The 8,632-nt window shown below is 49.6% G+C and carries 6 protein-coding genes and 1 tRNA gene; 1 reads left to right on the top strand and 6 read right to left on the bottom strand.

Features of this window, described 5'->3' with window-relative positions:
• Positions 1-15 precede the first annotated feature (15 nt).
• Genes miaA through BCT27_RS16420 form a run of 5 tightly spaced genes read right to left on the bottom strand, consistent with a single transcriptional unit; the run spans position 16 to position 6,712 of the window.
• Positions 16-942: a tRNA (adenosine(37)-N6)-dimethylallyltransferase MiaA gene (gene miaA / locus BCT27_RS16400; protein ID WP_102316356.1), complete on the bottom strand. Its 927-nt coding sequence runs from the start codon at positions 940-942 to the stop codon at positions 16-18.
• Positions 935-2,971, bottom strand: a complete 2,037-nt coding sequence (gene mutL / locus BCT27_RS16405) for a DNA mismatch repair endonuclease MutL (RefSeq protein WP_102396271.1) — start codon at positions 2,969-2,971, stop codon at positions 935-937. The genes miaA and mutL overlap by 8 nt, the downstream gene beginning before the upstream one ends.
• A 3-nt stretch (positions 2,972-2,974) precedes the next feature.
• Positions 2,975-4,657: an N-acetylmuramoyl-L-alanine amidase gene (locus tag BCT27_RS16410; RefSeq protein WP_102396272.1), complete on the bottom strand. Its 1,683-nt coding sequence runs from the start codon at positions 4,655-4,657 to the stop codon at positions 2,975-2,977.
• 52 nt (positions 4,658-4,709) lie between these two features.
• Positions 4,710-5,177: a tRNA (adenosine(37)-N6)-threonylcarbamoyltransferase complex ATPase subunit type 1 TsaE gene (tsaE, locus tag BCT27_RS16415; RefSeq protein WP_017014607.1), complete on the bottom strand. Its 468-nt coding sequence runs from the start codon at positions 5,175-5,177 to the stop codon at positions 4,710-4,712.
• 50 nt (positions 5,178-5,227) lie between these two features.
• Entirely contained in the window at positions 5,228-6,712 is a 1,485-nt protein-coding gene (locus BCT27_RS16420) for an NAD(P)H-hydrate dehydratase (protein ID WP_102396273.1), read from the bottom strand.
• A gap of 60 nt (positions 6,713-6,772) precedes the next feature.
• Between BCT27_RS16420 and queG the strand changes: the two genes are divergently transcribed.
• On the top strand, positions 6,773-7,900 hold the full coding sequence (gene queG / locus BCT27_RS16425; RefSeq protein ID WP_157939241.1) for a tRNA epoxyqueuosine(34) reductase QueG: 1,128 nt from the start codon (positions 6,773-6,775) through the stop codon (positions 7,898-7,900).
• Positions 7,901-8,473: 573 nt separating this feature from the next.
• Here the strand turns inward: queG and BCT27_RS16430 are convergent.
• Positions 8,474-8,549: transfer RNA gene (locus tag BCT27_RS16430), tRNA-Gly, on the bottom strand.
• Positions 8,550-8,632 lie beyond the last annotated feature (83 nt).

Raw genomic sequence — 8,632 nt, forward strand, 5'->3', positions numbered from 1 at the left:
CTGCTCAAACAGCAATCAGGTCAAACACTTTGTGACTGTTTGTAACGATAGCGTAGCGTTGTCGCTATCAAGCCACGTAAGATCATCCCAGCTTCTCAACCAAGTAATCTGACGTTTGGCTAACTGACGGGTGGCACACACTCCACGATACACAGCATCATCTAATGCGCCGCTACCCGACAAATAATCCCACATCTGACGATAACCTACGCAGCGAATCGATGGCATATCTGCATGCAGATCGCCACGTTCAAAAAGCGCACGCACCTCCTTCTCAAACCCGGCTTCCATCATTTTCTGGAAACGAAGCTCAATCCGACGATGTAGTTCTCCCCTTTCCTTAGGGGCTATAGCAAATTGGTGAACCTCGTATGGCAACGGGTCACCTTTGGTTTGGGTTAACTCAGTCAGAGTTTTACCCGAAATACGAAAAACTTCCAGCGCTCTCGACAATCGCTGTGGATCATTAGGATGAATCCTCGCACCTGATACAGGATCGATACGGCAGAGTTCATCATGCAGCGTTTGCCATCCATGAGCTTGGGCTTCCTGCTCAATAGTAGCTCGGATCACTGGATCCGCGGCTGGCAAAGGTGATAAGCCTTCCAATAATGCTTTGAAGTAAAGCATCGTACCACCAACCAAAACCGGAATTCTCCCTTTTGCGACAATCTCTTGCATTTCTCGCAGGGCGTCCTCACGAAAATCAGCTGCCGAATACGCTTCTGATGGATCACGAATATCAATAAGGCGGTGCGGCGCAAGCGCCAATTCTTCCGCCGTAGGCTTCGCAGTACCAATATTCATGTCTCGATAGATCAGTGCACTGTCGACACTAATGATCTCTACCGGGAACTGTTGTCTCAGTGCGATCGCCAGATCCGTTTTACCGGATGCCGTTGGCCCCATTAAAAAAATCGCTTTAGGCAGCGTATTACTCATGTTCGAATGCTTCTATTGCGGTTGCCACGTCAACCAGACGCAACAACGTTGAATAATGCTCTGCCAGTTCTCCCTGCCAGCAATGTTCTAGTTCAGTGATCAACGTCACTGCTTGTGATAGGCCATAGGCATCACTTTTCTGCGTCGCTTTTCTTGCAAGCCAATGAGCCAGACTATCTGGGGATAGCGAGGCTTGACTGTCCGTTTGCTGCGACAAAAAGCCGAATAGTTCAGGGATCAATGATTGCAGGTTGTGCTTACGTAATGGTTGGCACACTGCCATTACCATGATCTGACTGGCTGATTTTTGACGAAGCACAATACCAAATTGTTGTAATAAATGATCATATTCCGACATGACTGCCATTTCGGCAGCCGACGCAGGGATTGCCTGTGGGATCAACAAAGGTTGTGCTTTCAAACCTGGCGCACTCATGCCCACACGCATTTGTCCTAATGCATGTAAATGGCTGGCAACGTCCAAATCTAACACCGCAATACCCTCAGCACGCTGCAATAGCAGGTAGCGGGAAGCGACGATAGTCAATGCCTTGCCTAGCCCACCATCGGTATGGCCAACGGATACGGCATTTAATGACATCGCGGCTGGCGCTTCTGCAATGGCGTTTTGAGCAGGCACTTCTGGCGTTTGCATCAATGCCTCGTAAGCACGTTGCGTTGCTTTAGAGGGTGCTGATGGCTTCTCTGGCATGGAAGAACGCCCACCACCTTGAGAAGAAAACGCGCTCGATTGACGTTGATACCCACTCGCGTTGGACTCAGACGAAGAACGCCACGCTGATTGTTCGTCTTGCCCACCAACAGCACCAGAGTACGAGCCGGATGAGGCACGTGCACTTGGCACTGACGGTGCGGTTTTTGAATGTGAAGTCACCGGTTCGGCCAGCACATCCTCAGCGACAACGTTATCTTGCTCTTTGTCTTGTTCTTTACTGCCAGCATGCACAAGTTGCGAGGGCTCAACGACATCGTCATTCCCCTCAAAATCCAGTGATGGTGAGTGCTCCGCCATCACTTGTTGCAACGCATCAGACACGGCTTGATAAATGAAGTCATGCACCAAACGGGCTTGGTGGAAACGCACTTCGTGCTTCGCGGGGTGCACATTCACGTCCACTTGATGTGGATCGATGTCGATGTACAACACATAGGCGGCAAACTGATCAGGCTTAAGCGTCGCTTCATAACCTTGTCGAATCGCATGGTTAATCAGCCTGTCTTTCATCATGCGTTGATTAACAAAGCAATGCTGGATGTCATTTTGAGCCCGTGCACCTTCTGGTGTACAAATCCAACCGTGCAGCGACAGCCCTTGGTGCTCCAAGCTAACTTGTGCAGCGGTTCTGACAAATTGCGGGCCACAAACAGCAGCAAGTCGGCGCTCGCGTTGGGCATCGTTTTCCGCGATGCGGTATTGGCGCACGATGGTGCCATTGTGTCTGAGCGTAATCGCCACATCGAAACGGCTCAGCGCAATACGCTTTAACAGCTCATCAATGTGGCCAAATTCTGTTTTATCTGTACGAAGGAATTTTCGGCGAGCAGGTGTGTTGAAAAACAAATCCACCACTTCAACCGTGGTGCCGACGGGATGAGCTGCTGGCTTGATTTGGACCGACATATCACGGCCTTCAGCATGTGCAGACCATGCTTCGGTTTGTGCTTCCGTCCGAGATGTCAGAGTCAGTCGAGAAACCGAACTGATACTGGCGAGCGCTTCACCGCGAAAACCAAGGCTAACAATGGCTTCAAGATCGTCAAGGCAGGCAATTTTCGACGTTGCATGACGACTCAAGGCGAGTTCTAACTCGCCTTTGTCGATGCCACATCCATTGTCACGGATGCGAATAAGTTTGCTGCCGCCTTTTTCAATATCGACATCGATACGTGTTGCGCCCGCATCGATACTGTTTTCCACCAATTCTTTAACCACGGACGCGGGTCTTTCAACCACCTCACCCGCGGCAATTTGGTTCGCTAACCTTGCCGGTAATATCTGAATTGCCATTGGTTAGCTCCCGGGGATAATCAACGTCTGACCGATCGCCAACTCGTCTGAACGCAGCTTGTTGGCTCGTCGGATACTTTCTACCGAGATACCATAATTGCTGGCGATTTTACCCAGATACTCGCCACGTTTCACTTTGTGCTTAGTATCTTTGGGCTTTATACCCACAATCTTTAGCTTTTGACCCACGGCCAATTCGTCTTTACGTAATTTGTTCGCTTTACGGATGCTAGACACGGTGACGTCATATTTCGCCGCAATCTTCCCAAGGTACTCACCGCGAGCAACAGTGTGCGTTCGCGTCACCGTGGATGAAGGACGACTGTTTGACGCATTGTTCGATGACGAACTCCCACTCGGCGACTTATTGCCCGATGAGGCATTCGAAGCAAGTGACTTCACGTTAACATCTGGCACCGTCAGTACCTGACCCACGCGCAACCCACTCGACTTCAGGCCATTTGCTGCTTTGATTGCGGAGACTGAGCTGCCGTATTTTTTGGCAATCACAGACAAGGATTGACCCGACGTCACCTTATGTTTGATGCCGTTTTTACGCGCGGCCATCAAGGTGCCGTCTGGCGGGAAATCTTCGAAATACGCCAACACGCCTTTAAACACGGCATTGGCGATTTTTTGCTGATGATTAGAGCTCAGCAGCAAGGTTTCTTCTTGTGGGTTTGTGATAAAGCCCGCTTCCACCAGCAATGAAGGAATGTCAGGCGATTTCAACACAGCAAGACTCGCGTGCTCAGGGCTCGATTTGTGCAACTTAGTGACACGTCCCATCTCTTTGAGGACACGCACCGCCACGTCATAGCCTTCTTTTTGCGAGTTACTGAACTGCAAATCCAGCACGGCACGGCTGAGGTATTCATCTTCGTTGTCGTCGAGAAGTGCACCACCGCCGAGAAGGTTCGATTGCTCTTCATGCTTCTCAATCCATCGACCGATTTCACTGTTCGCACGACGACGGGACAATACCCACACCGATGCGCCGCGCGGCTGTGGCTTGTGGAAACCATCCGCATGAACAGAAACCAACAAATGCGCACCATGTTTACGCGCGATTTCAGAGCGTTTATTGAGATCGAGGAAGTAATCGCCGTTTCGTGTCATGACCGCTTTCATGCCAGGAACAGCATTGATTTTTGCAGCCAACCGACGAGAAATAGACAAGGTTACGTGTTTTTCGTACTTGCGACGAGGGCCCACGGCACCGGGGTCATTACCACCGTGACCGGGGTCGATGGCAATAATGATGTCATCCGTACCAAATGGCAGTGCCGCTTGGGCTTCTGCTGGCTCAGACTTCTTTGGCTTTGCGACCTTCTTTGGCATTTTGTGCGGCAAATCGATCACAAGACGGTGACCGTATTCGCCGCCAGGCTTCAAGGCAAAGATGCGCGGCGTGCTTTGATCTTTGAGTTCAAAGACCAAACGATAGGTGCCTTTATTCGGCGGATTACTTTTACGAACACGACTCAAAATCTTGCTGTTTTGAACCCCCATCGGCAAATTTGCAGTGACAGATGTTCCGTTCAGGTCGATGACAAGACGATTCGGTTTGGTCAACGTAAAATAAGAAAACTCTGGCGTACCCGCCATGTCCATGACAACACGTGTTTCCTCAGGTGCAGGCCAAACACGCACATTCTCTAGCGTATTTGCCCATGCTGTGGCCATCATTCCTAGCCAACACAGTAGACCTACCAGCATTCCCCGCCAATGCATACCGTTAATTCCACTCCATTTTTTCAATCAAGGCGTTGCCCGCCACGGTATTGGCTTTCACCTGTACCGTTCGCTGCTCACCGTCATATTTTAATGTGATATCGAGATCAGGCTCAGGCAACAAGCCAGTGCCTTTCTCCGGCCATTCAACCAAACAGAGTGCATCCGGCGTGAAATAGTCACGGATCCCCATGAATTCCAGTTCTTCAGGATCAGCAAGGCGATATAAATCAAAATGATAAACTTGCCACGTCGATAACTGATAAGGCTCTACCAAAGTATATGTCGGACTCTTTACTTTGCCCGAATGACCTAAGGATTGAATGAAGCCACGAGAAAACGTGGTTTTCCCGGCACCAAGATCGCCGTGTAGATAAATCGTGGTTTGCGCAGAACAAGCCGCAGCGATTGCGGCACCAAACGCCACCGTCGCTTGCTCATCGGCAAGCTCAGTGTTGAAAATCTCTGTCATGTTTCTCACTGCTTTGTTGTCTGAGAGTCACTTCGCTCACAGATCGACATTTATGCTAACTTCTTTCCCAGCAAAGGAAGCAGGTCACTGGCAATCAGGCCTCGCTCTCCAAACTGTTTCACGGCAATGTCTGCCGAATGACTGTGCAGGAAAGTTCCGAAAATTGCTGCACGATCAATGTGTTTTGTTTGAGAAATGCAGGCAGCAATCGTCCCCGCCAATACATCGCCCATCCCACCGGACGCCATTCCGGGGTTACCCGCATCAATCACGGTGAAAACGCTGCCATCATAAACGATTGTGCCCGCACCTTTAAGCACGACGACACCACCATATTGGTTCTGTAACTCTTTGACGGCAGAAAATCGATCCCGTTCAATCGAACTGACGCTGATCCCCAATAATTTTGCAGCCTCACCAGGATGCGGTGTGAGCACCCAATTGGCATAGCGTCGAGGATACTGACGCAGAAAATGCAGCGCATCTGCATCAAGCACCATGGGTAAATTTGTCGCTAATGCGCCGTCGAACAATTGCCGTGCCCATGAGGATTGCCCGAGACCTGGCCCAATCGCAATCACGTCTGCCCACGTCAGTATGTTGTCGAGAACATCTGCACCGTCGCTGCGTTTCCAATGTCGTGTCATGAGTTCAGGTTGACGTGCAAGTATCGCAGGCATATTGGCTTCTGCCGTCAGCAGCGATACCAATCCTGCGCCAGAACGCAGCGCAGCTTGTCCACACAGCAATATGGCGCCGCCCATTCCCTGTTGACCACCCATGCACATTACGCGTCCCATACTGCCTTTGTGAGACGTTTTCGAACGGTCAAGGTCAAATGCTTTTACACGATGTTGATCGAGCCGTGTCACCGCTGAAGGGAACGCCACTTCAAATGCCGTATCAATGCCCAAGCCATCAAACATCACATCGCCCACGAAATCGCGCGCCTTGCCCGTGAACATGCCTTGTTTCAACGCCACAAAACTAATCGTCACATCTGCTTCAACGGCACAACCGAATACACGGCCTGTGTTGGCACAAAGCCCTGAAGGAATATCGACAGCCAAGCACGGTGCATCTATCACGTTCATCGCTTGGATCACAGAAGCATAATCACCGAGGATACCGCGGCTCAATCCTGTGCCAAACAACGCATCCACCATCACATCCGGCGGATCGCGAAGATCAAGTGACATGGAAACAACACCGCCTGCTTGCTCAAAAGCATCTCTCGCGTTAGCAGCATCCCCCGAGAGAGAAGCGGGCTCAACAGCAGAATGAAGCGTTACATGTAAGCCTGCTTGTAGCGCGAGACGACCAATCACATAGCCATCGCCCGCGTTATTTCCATTGCCACAGCAAATAAGCAGCGTTTTTGCTGTCGGCCAATGCTGACGCAAGCATTGATAGGCAGCCGCACCCGCTCGCTCCATCAAGGTGTACATATCAACGCCAAGATCCTCTGCGATCTTTCGTTCTCCGTCTCTTACTTGATCCGATCGGTAAAGCGAGTGTGGTAAACTGGCAACCATCTGATGTCATCCATGTTTTGTTGTTCTGATCTTATGTCTAATTCTCGATCTTCATCGTCGATCAATCTTAATCAACTTGCTGAAAATATCAGGCTATGGGGCCGTGAACTAGGTTTTCAGCATATTGGTATTGCTGATATTGATCTTCGTCAGCATGAAGCCCAACTCCAGCGCTGGCTGGATGCTGGCTATCATGGCGACATGGATTGGATGGCACGTCATGGCATGATGCGCGCGCGTCCGCAAGAGTTAGTAGAAGGAACGATCCGCGTGATCAGCGCCAGAATGGACTACCTCCCACCCAATGCTGGTTTCGCAAAGACGCTGGATGACCCAACCCTCGCTTACATTAGCCGATACGCACTTGGCCGTGATTACCATAAATTGATCCGTAACCGTCTTAAAAAATTGGGCGAGCGCATCGAACAGGAAGTGGGACAGTTTGGCTATCGCCCTTTTGTTGATTCAGCACCTGTTCTTGAGCGTCCATTAGCAGAGAAGGCGGGTCTAGGTTGGACAGGTAAGCATTCGCTTTTGCTAAATGAAGGCACGGGGTCATGGTTTTTCTTAGGTGAACTATTGATAGATTTGCCGCTGCCTGTCGATGAAGCCAAAGAAAATCAATGCGGTAAGTGTGTTGCCTGCATGACATCTTGCCCGACCGACGCCATTGTTGAAGAAGGGGTGATAGATGCGCGGCGCTGTATTTCTTACCTCACCATAGAGCTTGATGGCGCAATTCCCTTGGCGTTTCGACAAGCCATCGGCAATCGTATCTATGGGTGTGATGACTGCCAGCTTGTTTGCCCCTACAACCGAGAGGCTGAACTCACACATGAGTCAGATTTTCACGGCAGAGCGTCTCTTGTTCAGCAACCTCTGACAACACTTTTTACTTGGGATGAGAAGACTTTTTTGAAAGAAACGGAAGGGTCCGCTATTCGCCGTATAGGCCACGAGAAATGGCGCAGGAACCTTTCTGTTGCGATGGGCAATGCGCCTTATAACGAAGAGATCGTAGATCTTTTACAAGCAGCAAAAGGATCCTCTGCTATGCTTGATGAGCATCTTGACTGGGCGATAGAACAGCAGCTCTCTCGTCGACAAAATGCGTCAGTTGATGTGCTTCCAGCTTCCACGAAGCGGTTAGTACGAATTGTTCAAAAAGGCTTACCGAGGGACGCATGAATAGTGCAAATGTTGACGGAATTAGCATTTTTCGGCCAAGCATCAATCAAAAATAAGACACAGATTCACTTCTGCTGCGCAATGTGGAAAACATTTTCAGTACGGCATCATTCGATGCACATCAATAAAGTTAAACACATACTGTGAATAAACTCAGTCGACATTCATAAATAGTGAATAAGCTGGGGATAATAAAGCAATATTTTTAACTGACCACCTTCCAAACCCAGATACCGCAAGGGTTTAAAAGAAAAACTTATCCAACGCTTCATTTTTCAGCTGATCACCACCTAATCACAATTACCCTGTAAATTAGGCCTTAAAATAGTTTAATCAACGACGTTACCCACAAGGATGGCGATGTGGATAACTCTGTTGAGAAACACGATAAAATGGTGCTCAAGCGCTAGATAACTAACGAAAGTCGGTGGATAGTTCAGATTTTGATAGGCTAGATCCAGCCTGAGGTTCATGCTTCACAGCATTATTGACAACGACTCGCTGTACCCTGCGTTCAACTGGTACATGATTTGCGTAGTGTTGGTGCTTACAGAAGATAGCCTGTAAGAAATTTGGAGCGACACACGAGGTTCGAACTCGTGACCTCAACCTTGGCAAGGTTGCGCTCTACCAGCTGAGCTAGTGTCGCAGAGCATTCGATGACATCGGACATTTTTCTGTGCCTCTCATGAAAAAGAGACATTGTTTCTCTCGAAGAGAAGAATTTGGAGC

The organism is Enterovibrio norvegicus, assembly GCF_002876705.1.
GTDB lineage: Bacteria > Pseudomonadota > Gammaproteobacteria > Enterobacterales > Vibrionaceae > Enterovibrio > Enterovibrio norvegicus_B.